Annotated in this window: 24 protein-coding genes; 3 read left to right on the top strand and 21 right to left on the bottom strand. The window is 66.4% G+C overall.

Annotation, left to right across the window (positions count from 1 at the left end; translation table 11 throughout):
- Position 1 precedes the first annotated feature (1 nt).
- The 14 genes from rplN to AC5P09_RS18440 form a co-directional block, all read right to left on the bottom strand.
- A complete protein-coding gene (gene rplN / locus AC5P09_RS18505) occupies positions 2 to 370 on the bottom strand; it encodes a 50S ribosomal protein L14 (RefSeq protein ID WP_003992364.1) in 369 nt (122 codons plus the stop codon).
- A 107-nt stretch (positions 371 to 477) separates the two neighbouring features.
- Complete coding sequence (gene rpsQ, locus AC5P09_RS18500; protein ID WP_010354232.1) at positions 478 to 765, bottom strand: 30S ribosomal protein S17; 288 nt, start codon at positions 763 to 765, stop codon at positions 478 to 480.
- Positions 765 to 989 (bottom strand): 50S ribosomal protein L29, encoded by a 225-nt coding sequence (gene rpmC / locus AC5P09_RS18495; RefSeq protein WP_003998824.1) that lies wholly within the window; start codon positions 987 to 989, stop codon positions 765 to 767. Before rpmC ends, rpsQ begins: the two co-directional genes overlap by 1 nt.
- Positions 989 to 1,408 carry a 50S ribosomal protein L16 gene (rplP, locus tag AC5P09_RS18490; protein ID WP_004927269.1) on the bottom strand — a complete coding sequence of 140 codons (420 nt, stop codon included), beginning with the start codon at positions 1,406 to 1,408 and terminating at the stop codon, positions 989 to 991. Before rplP ends, rpmC begins: the two co-directional genes overlap by 1 nt.
- 5 nt (positions 1,409 to 1,413) lie before the next feature.
- Positions 1,414 to 2,247, bottom strand: coding sequence for a 30S ribosomal protein S3 (gene rpsC / locus AC5P09_RS18485; protein WP_217237697.1), 834 nt, complete (start codon positions 2,245 to 2,247; stop codon positions 1,414 to 1,416).
- Entirely contained in the window at positions 2,247 to 2,594 is a 348-nt protein-coding gene (gene rplV, locus AC5P09_RS18480) for a 50S ribosomal protein L22 (protein ID WP_030619142.1), read from the bottom strand. Before rplV ends, rpsC begins: the two co-directional genes overlap by 1 nt.
- A gap of 41 nt (positions 2,595 to 2,635) precedes the next feature.
- On the bottom strand, positions 2,636 to 2,917 hold the full coding sequence (rpsS, locus tag AC5P09_RS18475; protein WP_030619138.1) for a 30S ribosomal protein S19: 282 nt from the start codon (positions 2,915 to 2,917) through the stop codon (positions 2,636 to 2,638).
- Positions 2,918 to 2,929: 12 nt separating this feature from the next.
- Complete coding sequence (gene rplB / locus AC5P09_RS18470) at positions 2,930 to 3,766, bottom strand: 50S ribosomal protein L2 (RefSeq protein ID WP_097285858.1); 837 nt, start codon at positions 3,764 to 3,766, stop codon at positions 2,930 to 2,932.
- 40 nt (positions 3,767 to 3,806) lie between these two features.
- A complete protein-coding gene (gene rplW, locus AC5P09_RS18465; protein ID WP_030039756.1) occupies positions 3,807 to 4,226 on the bottom strand; it encodes a 50S ribosomal protein L23 in 420 nt (139 codons plus the stop codon).
- Positions 4,226 to 4,882, bottom strand: coding sequence for a 50S ribosomal protein L4 (gene rplD, locus AC5P09_RS18460; protein ID WP_307676743.1), 657 nt, complete (start codon positions 4,880 to 4,882; stop codon positions 4,226 to 4,228). The genes rplW and rplD overlap by 1 nt, the downstream gene beginning before the upstream one ends.
- A gap of 7 nt (positions 4,883 to 4,889) precedes the next feature.
- On the bottom strand, positions 4,890 to 5,534 hold the full coding sequence (gene rplC, locus AC5P09_RS18455) for a 50S ribosomal protein L3 (protein WP_217237700.1): 645 nt from the start codon (positions 5,532 to 5,534) through the stop codon (positions 4,890 to 4,892).
- A 17-nt stretch (positions 5,535 to 5,551) separates the two neighbouring features.
- Positions 5,552 to 5,860 carry a 30S ribosomal protein S10 gene (gene rpsJ / locus AC5P09_RS18450; RefSeq protein WP_003948644.1) on the bottom strand — a complete coding sequence of 103 codons (309 nt, stop codon included), beginning with the start codon at positions 5,858 to 5,860 and terminating at the stop codon, positions 5,552 to 5,554.
- A 455-nt stretch (positions 5,861 to 6,315) separates the two neighbouring features.
- Entirely contained in the window at positions 6,316 to 6,828 is a 513-nt protein-coding gene (locus AC5P09_RS18445; RefSeq protein ID WP_493874950.1) for a hypothetical protein, read from the bottom strand.
- 33 nt (positions 6,829 to 6,861) lie between these two features.
- Positions 6,862 to 8,085 carry an acyltransferase family protein gene (locus tag AC5P09_RS18440; protein ID WP_493874949.1) on the bottom strand — a complete coding sequence of 408 codons (1,224 nt, stop codon included), beginning with the start codon at positions 8,083 to 8,085 and terminating at the stop codon, positions 6,862 to 6,864.
- Positions 8,086 to 8,509: 424 nt separating this feature from the next.
- Here AC5P09_RS18440 and AC5P09_RS18435 point away from each other — a divergent pair, with 424 nt between their 5' ends.
- Together AC5P09_RS18435 and AC5P09_RS18430 are read left to right on the top strand one after the other, a co-directional pair.
- On the top strand, positions 8,510 to 9,295 hold the full coding sequence (locus AC5P09_RS18435; protein ID WP_493874948.1) for a hypothetical protein: 786 nt from the start codon (positions 8,510 to 8,512) through the stop codon (positions 9,293 to 9,295).
- 43 nt (positions 9,296 to 9,338) lie between these two features.
- The gene (locus AC5P09_RS18430) at positions 9,339 to 9,590 is read left to right on the top strand and encodes a hypothetical protein (protein ID WP_493874947.1); all 252 of its coding nucleotides are present in this window, start codon (positions 9,339 to 9,341) and stop codon (positions 9,588 to 9,590) included.
- 94 nt (positions 9,591 to 9,684) lie between these two features.
- Here AC5P09_RS18430 and tuf read toward each other — a convergent pair whose 3' ends face one another.
- The 7 genes from tuf to AC5P09_RS18395 form a co-directional block, all read right to left on the bottom strand.
- Positions 9,685 to 10,878: an elongation factor Tu gene (gene tuf, locus AC5P09_RS18425; RefSeq protein ID WP_307676736.1), complete on the bottom strand. Its 1,194-nt coding sequence runs from the start codon at positions 10,876 to 10,878 to the stop codon at positions 9,685 to 9,687.
- Positions 10,879 to 11,022: 144 nt separating this feature from the next.
- Positions 11,023 to 13,149 (bottom strand): elongation factor G, encoded by a 2,127-nt coding sequence (fusA, locus tag AC5P09_RS18420; protein WP_493874946.1) that lies wholly within the window; start codon positions 13,147 to 13,149, stop codon positions 11,023 to 11,025.
- A gap of 39 nt (positions 13,150 to 13,188) precedes the next feature.
- Positions 13,189 to 13,659, bottom strand: a complete 471-nt coding sequence (gene rpsG / locus AC5P09_RS18415) for a 30S ribosomal protein S7 (RefSeq protein WP_005481264.1) — start codon at positions 13,657 to 13,659, stop codon at positions 13,189 to 13,191.
- Positions 13,660 to 13,661: 2 nt separating this feature from the next.
- Positions 13,662 to 14,033, bottom strand: a complete 372-nt coding sequence (gene rpsL / locus AC5P09_RS18410) for a 30S ribosomal protein S12 (RefSeq protein ID WP_003948652.1) — start codon at positions 14,031 to 14,033, stop codon at positions 13,662 to 13,664.
- Between the two features lie 275 nt (positions 14,034 to 14,308).
- The gene (locus AC5P09_RS18405) at positions 14,309 to 14,920 is read right to left on the bottom strand and encodes a DUF1707 and DUF4190 domain-containing protein (RefSeq protein WP_493874945.1); all 612 of its coding nucleotides are present in this window, start codon (positions 14,918 to 14,920) and stop codon (positions 14,309 to 14,311) included.
- 83 nt (positions 14,921 to 15,003) lie between these two features.
- Positions 15,004 to 15,660, bottom strand: a complete 657-nt coding sequence (locus tag AC5P09_RS18400) for a hypothetical protein (protein WP_493874944.1) — start codon at positions 15,658 to 15,660, stop codon at positions 15,004 to 15,006.
- Positions 15,661 to 16,092: 432 nt separating this feature from the next.
- Positions 16,093 to 16,521 carry a hypothetical protein gene (locus AC5P09_RS18395; protein ID WP_493874943.1) on the bottom strand — a complete coding sequence of 143 codons (429 nt, stop codon included), beginning with the start codon at positions 16,519 to 16,521 and terminating at the stop codon, positions 16,093 to 16,095.
- Positions 16,522 to 16,625: 104 nt separating this feature from the next.
- Between AC5P09_RS18395 and AC5P09_RS18390 the strand changes: the two genes are divergently transcribed.
- Positions 16,626 to 17,516, top strand: a complete 891-nt coding sequence (locus AC5P09_RS18390; protein ID WP_493874942.1) for a hypothetical protein — start codon at positions 16,626 to 16,628, stop codon at positions 17,514 to 17,516.
- The last annotated feature ends 16 nt before the right edge of the window (positions 17,517 to 17,532 follow it).

The following is a 17,532-nucleotide window of genomic DNA, read 5'->3' as shown; positions in this document are numbered from 1 at the left end:
CTTACAGCACCTCCGGCGCGAGAGAGATGATCTTCATGAACTTCTTCTCGCGCAGCTCACGACCCACCGGGCCGAAGATACGGGTGCCGCGAGGGTCGCCGTCGTTCTTGAGAATGACGGCGGCGTTCTCGTCGAAGCGGATGTACGAGCCGTCCGGACGGCGGCGCTCCTTGACGGTGCGAACGATGACCGCCTTGATGACGTCACCCTTCTTCACGTTGCCACCGGGGATCGCGTCCTTGACGGTGGCGACGATGACGTCACCGATGCCCGCGTAGCGGCGACCGGAGCCACCGAGCACACGGATGCAAAGGATTTCCTTCGCACCAGTGTTGTCGGCGACACGCAGTCGCGACTCCTGCTGGATCACGTCTATCTCCTGTTTGTCTGCCGGTTCCCGGCAGGGGCCGCCTCGTTACGAGGTGGAGCCCCTGCCGAGCCTGGCGGAACTGTCCTGCGGGGATGCCCGCAGGAGATTTACTTGGCCTTCTCGAGGATCTCGACGATGCGCCAGCGCTTCGTGGCGGACAGCGGACGCGTCTCCATCAGGAGGACGCGGTCGCCGACGCCGGCAGCGTTCTGCTCGTCGTGTGCCTTGAGCTTGTTCGTACGGCGGATGACCTTGCCGTACAGCGCGTGCTTGACGCGGTCCTCGACGGCGACGACGACGGTCTTGTCCATCTTGTCGCTGACGACGAGACCCTCACGGGTCTTGCGGAAGCCGCGGGCCTCTGCAGTCTGCTCAGTCACGTTGTTCTCACTCATCAGGCGCTCTCCACCGTCTCGATGCCCAGCTCGCGCTCACGCATCAGGGTGTAGATCCGCGCGATGTCCTTACGGACGGCCTTCAGCCGACCGTGGTTCTCGAGCTGACCCGTCGCCGCCTGGAAGCGGAGGTTGAACAGCTCTTCCTTGGCTTCGCGGAGCTTCGCGAGAAGCTCCTCGTCACCCAGTTCGCGCAGCTCGGACGCCTTGGTACCGGCCGACATCACGCTTCACCTGCCTCGCGCTTGACGATCCGGCACTTCATCGGCAGCTTGTGGGCTGCGCGAGTCAGGGCCTCACGGGCGATCTTCTCGTTGGGGTAGGACAGCTCGAACATGACCCGGCCCGGGTGCACGTTCGCGATCCACCACTCAGGCGAACCCTTACCGGAACCCATGCGGGTCTCAGCAGGCTTCTTCGTGAGCGGGCGGTCCGGGTAGATGTTGATCCAGACCTTGCCACCACGCTTGATGTGGCGGGTCATCGCGATACGGGCCGCCTCGATCTGGCGGTTGGTCACGTACGCCGGCGTGAGGGCCTGAATGCCGTACTCGCCGAACGCGACCGTCGTACCGCCCTTGGCCTGGCCACGGCGCTTCGGGTGGTGCTGCTTGCGGTGCTTGACCCGTCGGGGGATCAGCATTTCGGTCAGGCCTCCGTTCCGGTGCTCTCAGCCGGAGCGGCAGCCGGAGCGTCGGCCTTGGGGGCCTCGGCAGCGGGAGCCTGCTGCGGCTTGCGACCGCGACCGCCACGCTCGCCACCACGGCCACCACGGGCCGGGCGGTCGGCGCCGCCGCCACCACGGGCCGGGCGGTTGCCGGCGCGGGCAGCAGCGTTCTCGGCGCGGACCTCGGCGATGTTCTTGACGTCGCCCTTGTAGATCCAGACCTTCACGCCGATGCGGCCGAAGGTCGTCTTGGCCTCGAAGAAGCCGTAGTCCACGTTCGCGCGGAGCGTGTGCAGGGGCACACGGCCCTCGCGGTAGAACTCCGAACGGGACATCTCGGCGCCACCGAGGCGGCCACCGCACTGGATCTTGATGCCCTTGGCGCCGGCCTTCATCGTGCCCTGCATGCTCTTACGCATGGCGCGACGGAAGGAGACGCGGGAGGAGAGCTGCTCAGCAACGGCCTGGGCAACCAGCTGAGCGTCGGTCTCGGGGCTCTTGACCTCGAGGATGTTCAGCTGGACCTGCTTGCCCGTGAGCTTCTCGAGGTCACCGCGGATGCGGTCGGCCTCGGCGCCACGGCGGCCGATGACGATGCCCGGACGGGCCGTGTGGATGTCCACACGGACGCGGTCACGGGTGCGCTCGATCTCCACCTTGGAGATGCCGGCGCGCTCCATGCCGGACGTCATCATCCGACGGATGGCGACGTCTTCCTTGACGTAGTCCTTGTACAGCTTGTCGGCGTACCAACGGGACTTGAAGTCCGTGGTGATGCCGAGCCGGAACCCATGCGGGTTAACCTTCTGGCCCATTACCGGGTTCCTTCCTTGCTGCTGACGACCACGGTGATGTGGCTGGTCCGCTTGCGGATCCGGTAGGCGCGGCCCTGGGCACGCGGACGGAACCGCTTCAGGGTCGGACCCTCGTCGACGTACGCCTCGGAGATGACGAGGCTGTCGGCGTCGGTGTGGTCGTAGTTGTGTGCGGCGTTGGCAATGGCGCTGTCAAGCACCTTGCCGACCGGCACGCTCGCGGCCTGCGGGGCGAAACGCAGGACCGCCTGAGCCTCCGTGGCGTCCATGCCACGGATAAGGTCCACCACTCGGCGGGCCTTCATGGGCGTAACGCGGATGTACCGCGCCTGGGCCCTGGCTTCCATGGTTGTCCTTCCAGTGTCTGTCATGGTCATTCCACCCCGCGTTAGCGGCGCTTCGACTTCCGGTCGTCCTTGACGTGACCCCGGAAGGTGCGCGTCGGCGAGAACTCGCCGAGCTTGTGGCCGACCATCGACTCGGTGACAAACACCGGAATGTGGGTCTTGCCGTTGTGCACCGCGATCGTGTGGCCCAGCATGGCCGGGACGATCATCGAGCGACGGGACCAGGTCTTGATGACGTTCTTGGAACCCGCTTCGTTCTGGACGTCCACCTTCTTGATCAGGTGGTCGTCGACGAAGGGCCCCTTCTTGAGACTGCGCGGCATCTAAACCCGCTCCTAGCGCTTCTTGTTCGTCTTGCGGCGGCGGACGATGTACTTGTTCGAAGCCTTCTTCGGCGAACGAGTACGACCCTCCTTCTGACCCCACGGGGAGACCGGGTGGCGACCACCGGAGGTCTTGCCCTCACCACCACCGTGCGGGTGGTCAACCGGGTTCATCGCCACACCGCGAACGGTCGGGCGGACGCCCAGCCAGCGCTTGCGGCCGGCCTTGCCCCAGTTGATGTTGCTCTGCTCGGCGTTGCCGACCTCGCCGACCGTGGCGCGGCAGCGCTGGTCGACCAGGCGGATCTCACCGGAGGGCATACGAAGGTGGGCCATCGTGCCCTCCTTCGCCAGCAGCTGCACCGAGGCGCCGGCGGAGCGGGCGAACTTGGCGCCGCCACCGGGACGGATCTCGATCGCGTGGATCGTGGTACCGACCGGGATGTTGCGGAGCGCCAGGTTGTTGCCCGGCTTGATGTCGGCCCCGGGACCGTTCTCGACGCGGTCACCCTGCTGCAGGTTGCGCGGGGCGAGGATGTAGCGCTTCTCGCCGTCGGCGTAGTGCAGCAGCGCGATGCGCGCGGTGCGGTTGGGGTCGTACTCGATGTGCGCGACCTTCGCCGGCACGCCGTCCTTGTCGTGACGACGGAAGTCGATCACTCGGTAGGCGCGCTTGTGTCCGCCACCCTGGTGGCGAACGGTCACACGACCGGAATTGTTACGGCCGCCCTTGCTGTGCAGCGGGCGAACCAGCGACTTCTCCGGCGTGGACCGCGTGACCTCGACGAAGTCGGCGACGCTGGAGCCACGACGGCCCGGCGTAGTCGGCTTGTACTTGCGGATTCCCATTTCTCAGTCCTCGTCCGATATCGGACGATCCGGACCGCCGTCAGGCGGTCGGACCGCCGAAGATGTCGATACGGTCGCCCTCAGCGAGGGTCACAATCGCGCGCTTGGAGCCGGCGCGCTGACCGAAGCCGGTCTTGGTGCGCTTGCGCTTGCCCTGGCGGTTGATCGTGTTGACCCCGGTGACCTTGACCGAGAAGACCGCCTGGACGGCCTGCTTGATCTGGGTCTTGTTGGCGCCCGGGGCGACGATGAACGTGTACTTGCCCTCGTCGAGAAGCGCGTAGCTCTTCTCGGACACGACCGGCTTGAGCAGGATGTCACGGTGGTCCGTGAACGACTTGCTCACCGGTGTGACGACGGTGTTCTTGCCTTCGGCCTCGTGGCGGCGCGCCTTGGCGACGCGCGCGACCTTCTTGGCCTTGGCGGCCTTCGAGGCGATGCTCGGGTGACGCGTAGCCATCAGGCCTCGCTCCCTTCGGTGTCGGTGGCCTGCGGGCCGGACACGAAGGACTCGAAAGCGGCCTGGGTGAAGACCACGTCGTCGGAGACGATCACGTCGTACGTGTTCAGCTGGCCCGGCTCCAGGATGTGGACCTGGGGCAGGTTGCGGGCGGAGAGCCACGCGGCCTCGTCGGCGCGGTCGATGACCAGGAGCACGTTCTTACGCTCCGAGATCTTGCCGAACAGCGTCCTGGCGGCCTTCGTGGAGGGGTTCTCGCCCTCGATCACGCCGGTGACGACGTGGATGCGGTTGTGGCGGGCCCGGTCGGTGAGGGCGTGACGCAGAGCGGCAGCCTTCATCTTCTTCGGGGTCCGCTGCGAGTAGTCACGCGGCTGCGGGCCGTGGACGACGCCACCGCCGGCGAACTGCGGCGCGCGGGTCGAACCCTGGCGGGCGCGACCGGTGCCCTTCTGGCGGTACGGCTTCTTGCCGCCACCACGGACTTCACCGCGACGCTTGGTCTTGTGCGTGCCCTGGCGGGCAGCGGCGTTCTGCGCGACGACGACCTGGTGGATCAGCGGGATGCTGATCTTCTCCACGCCGAAGATCTCCGCGGGGAGCTCGACGCTTCCGGTCTTCTCGCCTGCAGGCGAAAGGATGTCAACAGTGCTCATCGGTACCTCAGGCCCCCTTGGCCGCGGTGCGGACCAGGACGAGGCCGCCGTTCGGACCGGGGATGGCTCCCTTGATGAGGAGCAGTCCCTTCTCCGCGTCAACAGCGTGGACGGTCAGGTTCTGGGTGGTGACCCGCTCGTTGCCCATGCGGCCCGCCATGCGCATACCCTTGAAGACACGGCCGGGGGTGGCACAGCCACCGATGGAACCGGGGGAGCGGTGCTTGCGCTGGGTGCCGTGACCGGCGCCGAGGCCCTTGAAGTTGTGACGCTTCATGACACCGGCGAAGCCCTTGCCCTTGCTCTTGCCGGTCACGTCGACCTTGATGCCGGCCTCGAACACCTCGGCGGTGATCTCCTGGCCGAGGGTGTACTCGCTGGCGTCAGCGGTACGGATCTCGACGAGGTGGCGGCGGGGAGTGACGTCGGCCTTGGCGAAGTGACCCTTGAGGGGCTTGTTCACCTTGCGCGGGTCGATCTCGCCGAAGGCGATCTGGACCGACTCGTAGCCGTCGGAGTCATTCGTACGGACCTGGGTCACGACGTTGGGGCCGGCCTTGACGACGGTGACGGGAACAACACGGTTGTTCTCGTCCCACACCTGCGTCATGCCGAGCTTCTCGCCCAGGATGCCCTTGATCTGCTTAGCCATTCTCAGATCACCGACCCCTAGAGCTTGATCTCGATGTCGACACCGGCCGGGAGGTCGAGTCGCATCAGAGAGTCAACGGTCTTGGGCGTCGGGTCGAGGATGTCGATCAGGCGCTTGTGCGTGCGCATCTCGAAGTGCTCGCGCGAGTCCTTGTACTTGTGCGGCGACTTGATGACGCAGTACACGTTCTTCTCAGTGGGCAGCGGCACCGGGCCCGCGACCGACGCACCAGTACGCGTCACCGTCTCGACGATCTTCTTCGCCGAGGAATCGATGACCTCGTGGTCGTAGGCCTTGAGCCGGATGCGGATCTTCTGTCCCGCCATGGCTACTAGTAGTCCTGTCTCTCGTTTAACGCTCTGGAACCCGGTGTTCCGAACACTTCGCTCCTCCGACCCACGCGGTCGGGTGTGTCGCGCTCTCACTGACACAGAGGTCCCATCTCTGGAACTTCCCTGCTGGGAAAGCACGGCCCTTCCGGAACCGCAAGCCAGGGGTGAAAAACCCACCGGGTGCCTGGCCGGCGCTGCACTGACACTTCCCGAAAGATTCCCGTACGTCCGCCCCAGCGCTGCCATGTGGCAGTTGGGGCGACGAGTACTGTGGGACTCGCTTCCGGTCCTCCCGGCGGGAGGCGCGCAGCATCAACACTCGACCGAGCAACTCCGACAGTCTGCCATATGGGGCAGGGGCCTGGCCAATCGAGCCGGAGACAATACCCCGCACGTGACGCAGGTCAAACCAGCGGGGCGAGCAGGGACCGGTCAGGGCCCCGCCGGCCTCACAGCTTGCCGAAGACCACGCTGCGCCAGGTCCAGCCCGACGTGAGGACGGCGTCCCGCAAGGGGTTGCGCAGCTCCCCGCTGTCGAAGCGGAACGTCTCCGTCGCTTCCAGGCTGCCGCTGTCTCCACGCTGGACCGTGTAGCGGCGGGAGACGGTCCTGTCAGGCCCGCGCGTGTACTGCTTCGAGATCGCGAGCCTCGGCGGATTCCCGACCCGGGTGACCTCCCACCCCTCTTCGAGGACGCGCACCTCATGGCCGTCCTGGACGAGGCGCATCCGGATCCGGACGGCGCGGGACAGCTGCGACCGGACGAAGAAGTTCTCCCAGGCGGGGTCCCGCACCCGCCACTCCGCCACCAGGTCGGCGTCCTCCGGAGCGCCGTCGCGGATGACGTACGGGGCATCCGGCCGGTTGAGGCCGAGCAGGGCGGTCCGCACCTCCTCGGCCGAGCGCGGCGCGACCCCTTCGTCGGGGTGCTTGGTTCCGGTCAGCTTGTCGAGGAGTCCCATGAAGTCAGCCTATTCGGGGGCGAGTTGCTCCGGTTATCCCCCTGACCCCGCGTTCCGCAGCCGCGCGAACGACGTGTCCAGCCCGCTCTTGAGCAGCCGCGAGACCGGCCGTTCCACAGCCCGGTGCACCAGCCAACTCAGCACCAGGAAACCGGCGATCACCACGGCGACCAGCAACCGGGCGTCCATGGTGTCCCGCAGGCGGTTGATGAGCGTCGTACCGGCGGCGTAGTGCATCAGGTACAGCGGATACGTCAGTGCGCCGGCCGTCACCAGCCACTTCCAGCGGACGCGGTCCGTCGCGCCGAGGGCGATGGCCACCATGGCCAGCAGGAAGACCGTGAAGATCAGGACACTTCCCCGCCACCCGGACACATGCTCGACCTCGTCGATCCGGTGCCCGAGCTCCAACTGGCCCATCAGCCACGCCATGGTGAGGATGCCCCACAGCAGCAGGTCCTGGCCGAAGCGGTGCATGAGGTACAGCGCGAGCCCCGCGATGAAGTACCAGGCGCCCTCCGGGTTGGCGACCAGCTCCAGCAGGGGGAACTCGGACACCGGTGCGAGCATCGCCGCCGCACCCCACACACAGCAGAAGACCACGACCTTGCGGTACGTCAGCCCGGTGGCGACCACCAGCAGGAACAGCAGGTAGAAGCGCAGCTCGGACCAGAGTGTCCAGTACACGCCGTCGACGTTGGCCACGCCCGAACCGGACTGCAGCATCGTGAGGTTGAGCAGGACCTCGCGCAGCCGCAGCCGCTCCCACACCCCCGGTACGGCCATCAGCACGCCCGTGGTGAACAGCACCGCGAACCAGTACGCCGGGTACAGCCGGATCACCCGCGACACGAAGAACTGCCGCGGCGTGCGCCCCCAGCAGGACATGCAGATCACGAAGCCGCTGATCACGAAGAAGATCTCGACGCCGATCCAGCCGTAGGAGGCGAAGCGGAACACCGTGGGCATGATCTCGGAGACCGGCCGGTCCCAGATCGCGTTGCCGCGCTGGTTGACGCGGTTGGTGCCGGCGAAGTGGTGCACGGCGACCATCAGGGCGGCGAGCAGCCGGATGCCGTCGATGGCGTACAGCCGGCGGCCCACCCGCTCTCGTACGACGGCCCGGCGGCCCGCTCGGGCGGGCTGCGGCGGCCGTCCTCCGGGCGCGACGAGCGGGGGCAGCGGCTGCTGCAGCCCGCCGCCGAAGCCCGCCACCCGCGTCGTCGGGATCGTCGTTCTGCCGTCCGCAGCACGCATCGGCACCTGTCAGTCCGTCCTCACGAGGGAATCCCGGTCCGGGCGGCTCCCGGCCGCCGCTCACGCTACGACCGTCGCCATCACCCCAGAGAGAACAGACCAGAACATTCCGCACCATCGCGACCCGGAGTTGCCCGAAACCTCGCCGGCACGTCTCCCGGCGTTCCGCAACACTTCACTTGACGCACGCCCCTCGGCAACTCCCCTGCCCGCAAAGGACGTTCGGCACATAGCCTCGGCCCCATGCCCCGCACCACCCCACCCCGCCCGGTCGACGTCGCCGCCCACTTCCCCGAGCTCGCGCCCTTCGCCCGCACGACCGTGCGACTGCACCCCCGCCCCGGGTCCCCCACCGCGGCGGACAGCTCGATCGGCGGCCCCCTGCTGTGGCCGGCCCAGGAGCCGTGGCCCACCTGCCCGGACCATGGTGGCCCCCGTCAGCTCAGTCCTCGGTCACACACCCGAGGACGTACGGCTGCGACGGCGGATCCTCCGTGAGGCCTGGAGCAGGCCGCGCGAGGAGGGCGCCGCCCTGCTGACTCCACAGGAGCGCGCGCTCGTCGACCGCATCGAAGAGGCCAGGCCGATCTCGCTCGACGGCCCGCTCCCCCTGCTGCCCGTCGCCCAGCTGTACGCCACCGACGTCCCCGGACTCCCCCGCCCGGACGGCACCGACCTCCTGCAACTCCTGTGGTGCCCGTTCGGCCACGAGGGTCACATGCCCCGCGCCGCACTGCGCCGGCGCACCGCCGCCGAGGTCACCGATCCGGTCCCGGCCCCGCGGACCCCCGTACTGGGCAGCGAGCGCTTCCTCCCCGTGCTGCACCCCGAGACGGTCACCGAGTACCCGGCACCGCACGAGCTGCCCGAGGAGCTGGCGGACCGGGTCGAGGCGTGGGCGGAGGAGCAGGGGCTCTTCTACCAGTACGACCTCGGCGTCGCCCCGGGCTGCAAGGTCGCCGGCCACGCCCCCTGGAGCTACACCGACCCGTTCCCCATGGCCTGCCCCGACTGCGGCTCGGCCGTGCGCCCCCTGCTCACCGTCGACAGCGGCGAATGGGGCGGCGGCAGCCGAAGCCGGCGGCCGCTGGAGGACACCGACCGCACCCCGGCCGGTCCCACAGAGCTCCGCATCGGCCGGGACCACGCCCTTCAGTTCTACGTCTGCACGGTCTCGTACGACCATCCGCAACTGCAGAACATCCAGTGACGCCTCTTGTCACGTCTGCCGGCCCGACCTCATGATCACGCCCATGTACAAGCGAAGACGCATGGTCGGCACCTCCCTGGGAGTGGCCCTCGCCACCGCCCTGCTGACCCACGGCGCGATCGGCCTCCTCCAGGACACGCTGATCTGGCTCCTCGTCTCCTGGCTGGGCTCGCGGATGGACTACGGCGTCCATGTCGACGGTCTGCTGGCCGCGCTGCTCGGGGGCCTCATCGTCCGGGCGACCGTCCTCGTGTGCCTGGCACTCGGCCCGCAACCCGTGCCGGAAGCGTCCTGAAGGCGCCCACGGACAGCGAAGAGGCCCGCACGACCGAAGTCGTACGGGCCCCTTCAGGTGCTCGCGCTGGAGCTACCAGGTCAGGTCAACAAGCTTACTTGTTGATCTTGGTGACCTGGCCGGCGCCGACCGTCCGGCCACCCTCACGGATGGCGAACTTCAGGCCCTCTTCCATGGCGACGGGCTGGATGAGCTCCACCTTCATCTCGGTGTTGTCACCCGGCATGACCATCTCGGTGCCCTCGGGGAGGGTCACGACGCCGGTCACGTCCGTCGTACGGAAGTAGAACTGCGGACGGTAGTTGTTGAAGAACGGCGTGTGGCGGCCACCCTCGTCCTTGGACAGGATGTAGGCCTGCGCCTCGAACTCGGTGTGCGGGGTGACCGAGCCCGGCTTGATGATGACCTGGCCGCGCTCGACGTCCTCGCGCTTGATGCCACGAAGCAGCAGACCGACGTTCTCACCGGCCTGGCCCTCGTCGAGCAGCTTGCGGAACATCTCGATGCCGGTGACCGTGGTGGTGGTCTTCTCCTGCTTGATGCCGATGATGTCAACGGTCTCGTTGACCTTCAGGACACCACGCTCGATACGGCCGGTGACGACCGTACCGCGACCGGTGATCGTGAAGACGTCCTCGACGGGCATGAGGAACGGCTTGTCGACGTCACGCTCGGGGGTCGGGATCGCCTCGTCGACGGCGGCCATCAGGTCCAGGACCGACTGGCCCCACTCCTTGTCGCCCTCGAGCGCCTTGAGCGCCGAGACCTTGACGACCGGCAGGTCGTCGCCCGGGAACTCGTACTCGGAGAGGAGCTCACGGACCTCGAGCTCGACGAGCTCCAGGATCTCCTCGTCGTCCACCATGTCGGCCTTGTTCAGGGCGACAACGATGTACGGCACGCCGACCTGGCGGGCCAGGAGCACGTGCTCCTTGGTCTGCGGCATCGGACCGTCGGTGGCGGCGACCACGAGGATGGCGCCGTCCATCTGCGCCGCACCCGTGATCATGTTCTTGATGTAGTCCGCGTGACCGGGGCAGTCGACGTGGGCGTAGTGACGCGTCTCGGTCTGGTACTCGACGTGCGCGATGGAGATCGTGATACCGCGCTGGCGCTCCTCAGGAGCCTTGTCGATCTGGTCGAAGGCCGAGGCCTCGTTCAGGTTCGGGAACGCGTCGTGCAGCACCTTGGTAATGGCGGCCGTGAGGGTCGTCTTACCGTGGTCGATGTGACCGATGGTGCCGATGTTGACGTGCGGCTTAGTCCGCTCGAACTTCGCCTTCGCCACTGGGTCCTCCTGTGGAGTGGTTCTGGTACGCCTTGCTCATCGGCGCCAGGGTGATCTTTGCTGGGATGCCGCCCGCCGGGGTTTTCCCTTGCCGGGTGAGCCCCGGCGGTCGGTGTCAAGCCTAAAGCGTGGGAACGGGGTGCGTTACTCGCCCTTGGCCTTCGCGATGATCTCCTCGGCGACGTTCCGCGGAACCTCGGCGTAGGAGTCGAACTGCATCGAGTAGCTTGCGCGACCCGAGGTCTTGCTGCGGAGGTCTCCGACGTAGCCGAACATCTCCGAGAGGGGCACGAGGCCCTTCACGACGCGGGCACCGGCCCGCTCCTCCATGGCCTGGATCTGACCACGGCGGGAGTTGATGTCGCCGATGACCTCACCCATGTAGTCCTCGGGCGTGGTGACCTCGACGGCCATCATGGGCTCGAGCAGCACGGGGCTGGCCTTGCGGGCGGCCTCCTTGAAGGCCTGCGAACCGGCGATCTTGAACGCGAGCTCGGAGGAGTCGACCTCGTGGTAGGCACCGTCGAGAAGCGTGACGCGAACGCCCGTCATCTCGTACCCGGCGAGGATGCCGAACTGCATGGCCTCCTGCGCACCGGCGTCCACCGAAGGGATGTACTCCTTCGGGATACGACCACCGGTCACCTTGTTCACGAACTCGTACGAGGTGTCGCCACCCTCGAGCGGCTCGATCGCGATCTGCACCTTGGCGAACTGGCCGGTGCCACCGGTCTGCTTCTTGTGGGTGTAGTCCACACGCTCGACGGCCTTGCGGATCGTCTCACGGTACGCGACCTGCGGCTTACCAACGTTGGCCTCGACCTTGAACTCACGGCGCATACGGTCGACCAGCACCTCGAGGTGCAGTTCGCCCATGCCGCCGATGATGGTCTGGCCGGTCTCCTCGTTGGTGTGAACCTGGAAGGAGGGGTCCTCCTCCGCGAGACGCTGGATGGCTACACCCAGCTTCTCCTGGTCACCCTTGGACTTCGGCTCGATGGCGACCTGGATGACCGGCGCCGGGAAGTCCATGGACTCCAGGATCACCGGGTTCTTGTCGTCACAGAGCGTCTCACCGGTCGTGGTCTGCTTCAGACCCATCACGGCGACGATGTCGCCGGCGCCCACCGCCGCGATCTCCTCACGCTTGTTCGCGTGCATGCGGTAGATCTTGCCGATGCGCTCCTTCTTGCCCTTGACGGAGTTCAGCACGGCGGTGCCAGTCTCCAGGCGGCCCGAGTAGACCCGGACGAAGGTGAGCTTGCCCAGGTGCGGGTCGCTCATGATCTTGAACGCGAGGGCGGACAGCGGCTCGTCCTCGGACGGCTTGCGCTTGACGACCAGCTCCGGGTCCTTCACGTCGTGGCCCTCGATGGCCTCGACGTCGAGCGGAGTCGGCAGGTAGCGCACGACCGCGTCGAGCAGGGGCTGGACGCCCTTGTTCTTGAACGCGGTGCCACAGAACACCGGGGTGACCGTGACGCCGTTGGACTTGCCGGACGCGATGGTGACGCGGCGGATCGCGGCGTACAGCTGCTCCTCGGTGGGCTCCTGGCCCTCCAGGAACAGCTCCATGATCTCGTCGTCGTTCTCCGCGACGGCCTCGACCAGCTTGCCGCGGTACTCCTCGGCGGCCTCGGTGTGCGTGGCCGGGATGTCGACGACGTCGTACATCTCGCCCTTCGCCGCCTCGGCGGACCACACGAGCGCCTTCATGCGGACCAGGTCCACAACGCCCTTGAAGTCCATCTCGGCACCGATCGGAAGCTGCATGATCAGCGGCACCGCACCGAGGCGGTCCTTGATCATGTCCACACAGCGGTGGAACTCGGCGCCGGTACGGTCCAGCTTGTTCACGAAGCAGATGCGGGGCACGCCGTAACGGTCGGCCTGACGCCACACCGTCTCGGACTGCGGCTCGACACCGGCGACACCGTCGAACACCGTCACGGCACCGTCGAGCACCCGCAGGGAACGCTCCACCTCTACGGTGAAGTCGACGTGCCCGGGGGTGTCGATGATGTTGATGGTGTAGTCGTTGTCCTCAAGCGGCCAGTGACAGGTGGTCGCAGCAGACGTGATCGTGATGCCACGCTCCTGCTCCTGCTCCATCCAGTCCATCGTGGCGGCGCCGTCGTGGACCTCACCGATCTTGTACGAAACGCCGGTGTAGAACAGGATCCGCTCGGTGGTGGTCGTCTTGCCCGCGTCGATGTGGGCCATGATCCCGATGTTGCGGACCTTGGCCAGGTCAAGTGAAGTGGTAGCCATAAGGCTTTCGTCTTCTCTCGGTCTCGATGTGGGTAGCGACTACCAGCGGTAGTGCGCGAAGGCCTTGTTGGACTCGGCCATCTTGTGGGTGTCCTCGCGCTTCTTCACAGCGGCACCGAGGCCGTTGGAGGCGTCGAGAAGCTCGTTGAGCAGACGCTCGGTCATGGTCTTCTCGCGACGGGCGCGGGAGTAACCGACCAGCCAGCGCAGCGCGAGCGTGTTGGCGCGACCGGGCTTGACCTCGATCGGAACCTGGTACGTCGCACCACCGACACGGCGGGACTTGACCTCGAGGGTCGGCTTGATGTTCTCCAGCGCGCGCTTCAGCGTGATGACCGGGTCATTGCTGGTCTTCTCGCGCAGGCCCTCCATGGCGCCGTACACGATGCGCTCGGCGGTGGAGCGCTTGCCGTTCAGCAGCACCTTGTTGATGAGGGAGGTCACCAGAGGAGAACCGTAGACCGGGTCGATGATGACCGGGCGCTTCGGGGCGGGGCCCTTACGAGGCATTTCTACTTCTCCTTCTTGGCGCCGTAGCGGCTGCGGGCCTGCTTGCGGTTCTTGACACCCTGGGTGTCGAGCGAACCGCGGATGATCTTGTAGCGAACACCGGGCAGGTCCTTCACACGACCGCCACGCACGAGCACGATGGAGTGCTCCTGCAGGTTGTGTCCCTCACCCGGAATGTAAGCGGTGACCTCGATCCCGCTGGTCAGACGCACACGCGCGACCTTACGCAGGGCCGAGTTCGGCTTCTTCGGGGTGGTCGTGAACACACGCGTGCAGACGCCACGACGCTGAGGGGAACCCTCGAGTGCGGGCGTCTTGTTCTTCTCGACCTTGTCCTGCCGGCCCTTCCGGACCAGCTGCTGGATCGTAGGCACTACTTCTCCGGTTTCTGTGTGCCGAATGGTGAAGCTAACCTGGAACGTCGCCGACCCACGCGGTCGGGTGTGTCGAATGCTGCAGGCCCCCGCCGCGAGGCAGAAAGAGCGCAGATTACGGTGGCCAGTGACGGCTCCCTATGTGCGGTTGAAGGCACGCACGGGAGCCAGGGCACACCCCAGGCACAAGGTCTGAGCGTACCTACCTCATACGCTGCGGTCAAAACAACTGGACCTCGCCCCTACCTGCTACCTGCGGGCGGACCTGTCAAGTCTCATCCGGACGCGAGGCCCGCCAAGAGCAACAGCGTCAGAACGAGCGCCCAGCCCCCGGTGTACAGCCAGCCGAGGACCAGCCCGGTCAGGGCCAGCCCTTCGCCGCCCTCCCCCGTGGACCGCATCTCCGAACGCGCCGCGTGCCCGAGGATCACCGCCGGAATCCCGGTGAACCCGAAGGTCGGCACGCACAGCAGCCCGCACACGGCGGCACCCACGGCCTTCCCGTTCGTCCGCGGCTGCGGCGCGGGCAGAAACGTCCGCGGTACGGCCGTGACGGGCGCCGGGTGCGGTACGGGGCCCAGAGGGAGGTCGGCGACCAGCAGAGCCAGCTCCCCCACCGTACGAGCCGCGTACGCCCGCCCCACCCGCTTGTCGAACTCGGCCTTCTCCAGCCGCCCCTCGCCGTACCCGGCCCTGAGCACGTCGACGGCACGCTCACGGTCGGCGTGGGAGGCGAGCATGGACGGGGCGCTGTAGGGCTGCCAGGACTGCGGCACACCTCCGCCCTGCCACAGCCGCGGAACACCACCGCCGGCACTGCCGCTCAATCCTGACGGCGACGACGACTCGTCCTTGTCCTGCCACGGCTGCCATGACGGTTGCGACACGGAGTACCCCCTGAGAGGTCGAATGCCTCCATGATGCTCCAACGCGCCGATATGGGGACAGGTTCCCGCGCCGACCACGGTCGTCAGCCCATGACGTGGTAGGCGAAGGAGAGAGCCGCACCGGCGCCGGGGACGATCGCGGTGGCGACGGAGAATCCTGCGACGCTCTCCGAGGTCACGTACAGGCCGACCGCGGCGGCGGCCGCGTTGCGCGCGGTGAGGACGACCTTGGGAATGGCGTCGTAGGCCGTGGCATAGGTGACGCGGGCGATGGTTCCCGCCGCGGGAGAGGCCGCGGCCGTGGTGTTGATGACGCCGGCATTGCCCTTGGCCCCGTTGCTCCCGGCGGCCGCGGATGCCGACTGCGCCCCCGCGGTGACGGTCACGGCGGTGCCTCCACCGATGACGTGGGCGTTCAACCGGATGTCACCGTTGAAGCGGTGCGCGGCCTGCCATGTGCGGGTGGGACCGGTCTCCAGCGGATTGCCGGCCTGCCGAGTGCCGGTCACCGTGTTGAGATGGGCGTTGACCGCCGAGGCGCTCTGAGGGACCAGACCTTGGTTCGTGTACGGGGTCGCTCTTGTGTCGACCACCGAGTTCAGGGCGACGGTGACATCGGCGGAGGTCACCGGGTTCTCCATGAGGATTCCGATGTTCTGCGTGAGATCACCGCTCCCGATGACGGTCGTCCCGTCCGCGAGGTGTGCGGTGCCGACGTCGCTGATCTGGTTGCCGGTCACCTGGACGTGCCTGACGCCGTTCAGATAGACGCCGGCGCGGGCGGCCCTGCGGATGTGGTTGCCGACGACGGTGATGCCCTCCGCCCAGTCGGTGGGGTTGCCCCGGTCCGTGATCGGAAATCCCCCGAGGTAGATCCCGGCTCCGTTCAGGTCGCTCGGTCTGTCGGAGGGGCCCCGGAAGAGTCCGCAGTCGATCTCGTTGCCCGTGATCGCGCCGTACTTGGAGGCGTAGTCGACGTAGATGCCGTTGTGGCCGACATCGCGGACGACGTTGCCTGTGACCGTGAAGTTGGCCGGGCCTTTGTCGGTGAGGAATCCGGCGACCCAGATGCCGTTGAAGGCGCAGTTCTCGAATGTGTTGCCGACACAACTGATCTTGTAAAAGCGGCGTCTGACTTCACGGCATCACAGCCCGTCGACCCGGTGACCGACTCACGTCACGGCACCGACGATACAGAGCAGCGCCCCAACTGCGAGTAGCGCAAGGCCGGTGCCCCCAGCGAACAGCACGACAAGCCGCTCCTCGTCGAAGTTGAGATCCTTGCGGGTTCCCGTCTTCGCGCGCCGGGGCTTCCTGCTGTCGTACACGACCGGCACAACCGTGCCCACGGGACCGGGCGACACCTGCATGAATTCGTGGAAGTTGGCACGCGGCTCCCCCTCCGGCAGGCAGACGTCGAAGAAGACTCGACATTTTCCGCTCATGTAGCCCTGGGACCTGGAAACCGCATGCCCCTCGACGCCGTGGCGCTTCAAGTTCCGCATGAGGCGATATTCCACGAAATTACCCGATTGGGCCAACAAGGCAAAGAATCCGAACAGCATGAGAACAAGTCCCAGGCTCGGCAAGAAATCCGGCACGCTCCCGCACCCCTCCCACTCCCGTTGAAAATCGGCGCAGCCTAACAGTCGACAACAATATGGAGCAACCCCGGCTTGCCCCCTACATTCAAGCAGAGGTGAAAATGGCCAGCGACTCGAACGCCGACATCCTTGCGAAGATCATCGATCTCAAGGAAGAGATTAGCACAGTCAAAACCACGCTGAACTCGCATGTCAAACCCGAGAACAACGTGACAAATGAAGAACTCACGACCGTCGAGACCAACCTCAAGAATAAAATCAAGGAGGGCAAGGATGAAACGAAGACAATATGGCAAGCTCTAATGGAGTCGATTGGCCTCAAGGAATTCTTTGAGTCGTTCAAGCAGAAAGATTTCTGGGTCCAGGTCACTTTGGTCATCGGTGCCCTCGGTGCGGTCATCATGGGAAAGCTTTTCGACCTCGGAAAGCTTTTCAACCTGGGTCTAGAAACAATTTCAAGAGCGATCGCCCGTGGCATGCTCGGCCACGCGAACAGTGAAGGCCGTGTTCTCGCCACGGGAGATAGCGGACTGCCGCGAGCTATGCCCCGCCAGCAGGCGGAAGCCATGACTGCGGTGTCCATCAACCCGCGCGGCCTCGACGAGGCCACACTCAACAGCCTCAGGGACGCTCTCGCAGGCCTCACGCCGAAGATCCAGGACTTCAACACGGCGACCCGGAACATGGATACTCCGGGGAAAATCAACAAGCTCGCCAAGGCGATAGGAAACCTCAAGGCCAAGCTCACCCGGAACCCCGCCGAGGACATCAAGGAAGTGGCCACGGCCATCGGCGAGCTCAATGGAAAGCTCCAGCACTACGACCCCGAAAAACTCCCCAAGCCGCAGGCCTTCAAGAAGATCGCCGACGCCGCCAAGGACCTCAACCGGAGCGCCGGCACTCTGCGCCAGACGTTCGTGGAGCTGGCCACCGCGTCCAACACCGCCGCGGGCGCCATCGGCGGCGGCGCCACCGCCCCCGCCGCCAGATGACCCCGTTCCGCCCGAA

This window comes from Streptomyces sp. a15 (assembly GCF_059026085.1).
The sequence above is the reverse complement of the archived record's forward strand: the minus strand, read 5'-3'. Positions and strand labels throughout refer to the sequence as shown.

Coding starts and splice junctions, on each gene's coding strand:
- rplC (WP_217237700.1), bottom strand. CDS start 5,534: ATGGCTAAGCAGATCAAGGGCATCCTGGGCGAGAAGCTCGGCATGACG.
- fusA (WP_493874946.1), bottom strand. CDS start 13,149: ATGGCTACCACTTCACTTGACCTGGCCAAGGTCCGCAACATCGGGATC.
- rplW (WP_030039756.1), bottom strand. CDS start 4,226: ATGGCTACGCGTCACCCGAGCATCGCCTCGAAGGCCGCCAAGGCCAAG.
- rplV (WP_030619142.1), bottom strand. CDS start 2,594: ATGGAAGCCAGGGCCCAGGCGCGGTACATCCGCGTTACGCCCATGAAG.
- rplP (WP_004927269.1), bottom strand. CDS start 1,408: ATGCTGATCCCCCGACGGGTCAAGCACCGCAAGCAGCACCACCCGAAG.
- AC5P09_RS18445 (WP_493874950.1), bottom strand. CDS start 6,828: ATGGGACTCCTCGACAAGCTGACCGGAACCAAGCACCCCGACGAAGGG.
- AC5P09_RS18430 (WP_493874947.1), top strand. CDS start 9,339: ATGTACAAGCGAAGACGCATGGTCGGCACCTCCCTGGGAGTGGCCCTC.
- rpsC (WP_217237697.1), bottom strand. CDS start 2,247: ATGGGCCAGAAGGTTAACCCGCATGGGTTCCGGCTCGGCATCACCACG.
- AC5P09_RS18390 (WP_493874942.1), top strand. CDS start 16,626: ATGGCCAGCGACTCGAACGCCGACATCCTTGCGAAGATCATCGATCTC.
- AC5P09_RS18435 (WP_493874948.1), top strand. CDS start 8,510: ATGGTGGCCCCCGTCAGCTCAGTCCTCGGTCACACACCCGAGGACGTA.
- rplB (WP_097285858.1), bottom strand. CDS start 3,766: ATGGGAATCCGCAAGTACAAGCCGACTACGCCGGGCCGTCGTGGCTCC.
- rpsS (WP_030619138.1), bottom strand. CDS start 2,917: ATGCCGCGCAGTCTCAAGAAGGGGCCCTTCGTCGACGACCACCTGATC.
- rpsQ (WP_010354232.1), bottom strand. CDS start 765: ATGAGTGAGAACAACGTGACTGAGCAGACTGCAGAGGCCCGCGGCTTC.
- rpsG (WP_005481264.1), bottom strand. CDS start 13,659: ATGCCTCGTAAGGGCCCCGCCCCGAAGCGCCCGGTCATCATCGACCCG.
- rpmC (WP_003998824.1), bottom strand. CDS start 989: ATGTCGGCCGGTACCAAGGCGTCCGAGCTGCGCGAACTGGGTGACGAG.
- rpsJ (WP_003948644.1), bottom strand. CDS start 5,860: ATGGCGGGACAGAAGATCCGCATCCGGCTCAAGGCCTACGACCACGAG.
- AC5P09_RS18440 (WP_493874949.1), bottom strand. CDS start 8,085: ATGCGTGCTGCGGACGGCAGAACGACGATCCCGACGACGCGGGTGGCG.
- rplD (WP_307676743.1), bottom strand. CDS start 4,882: ATGAGCACTGTTGACATCCTTTCGCCTGCAGGCGAGAAGACCGGAAGC.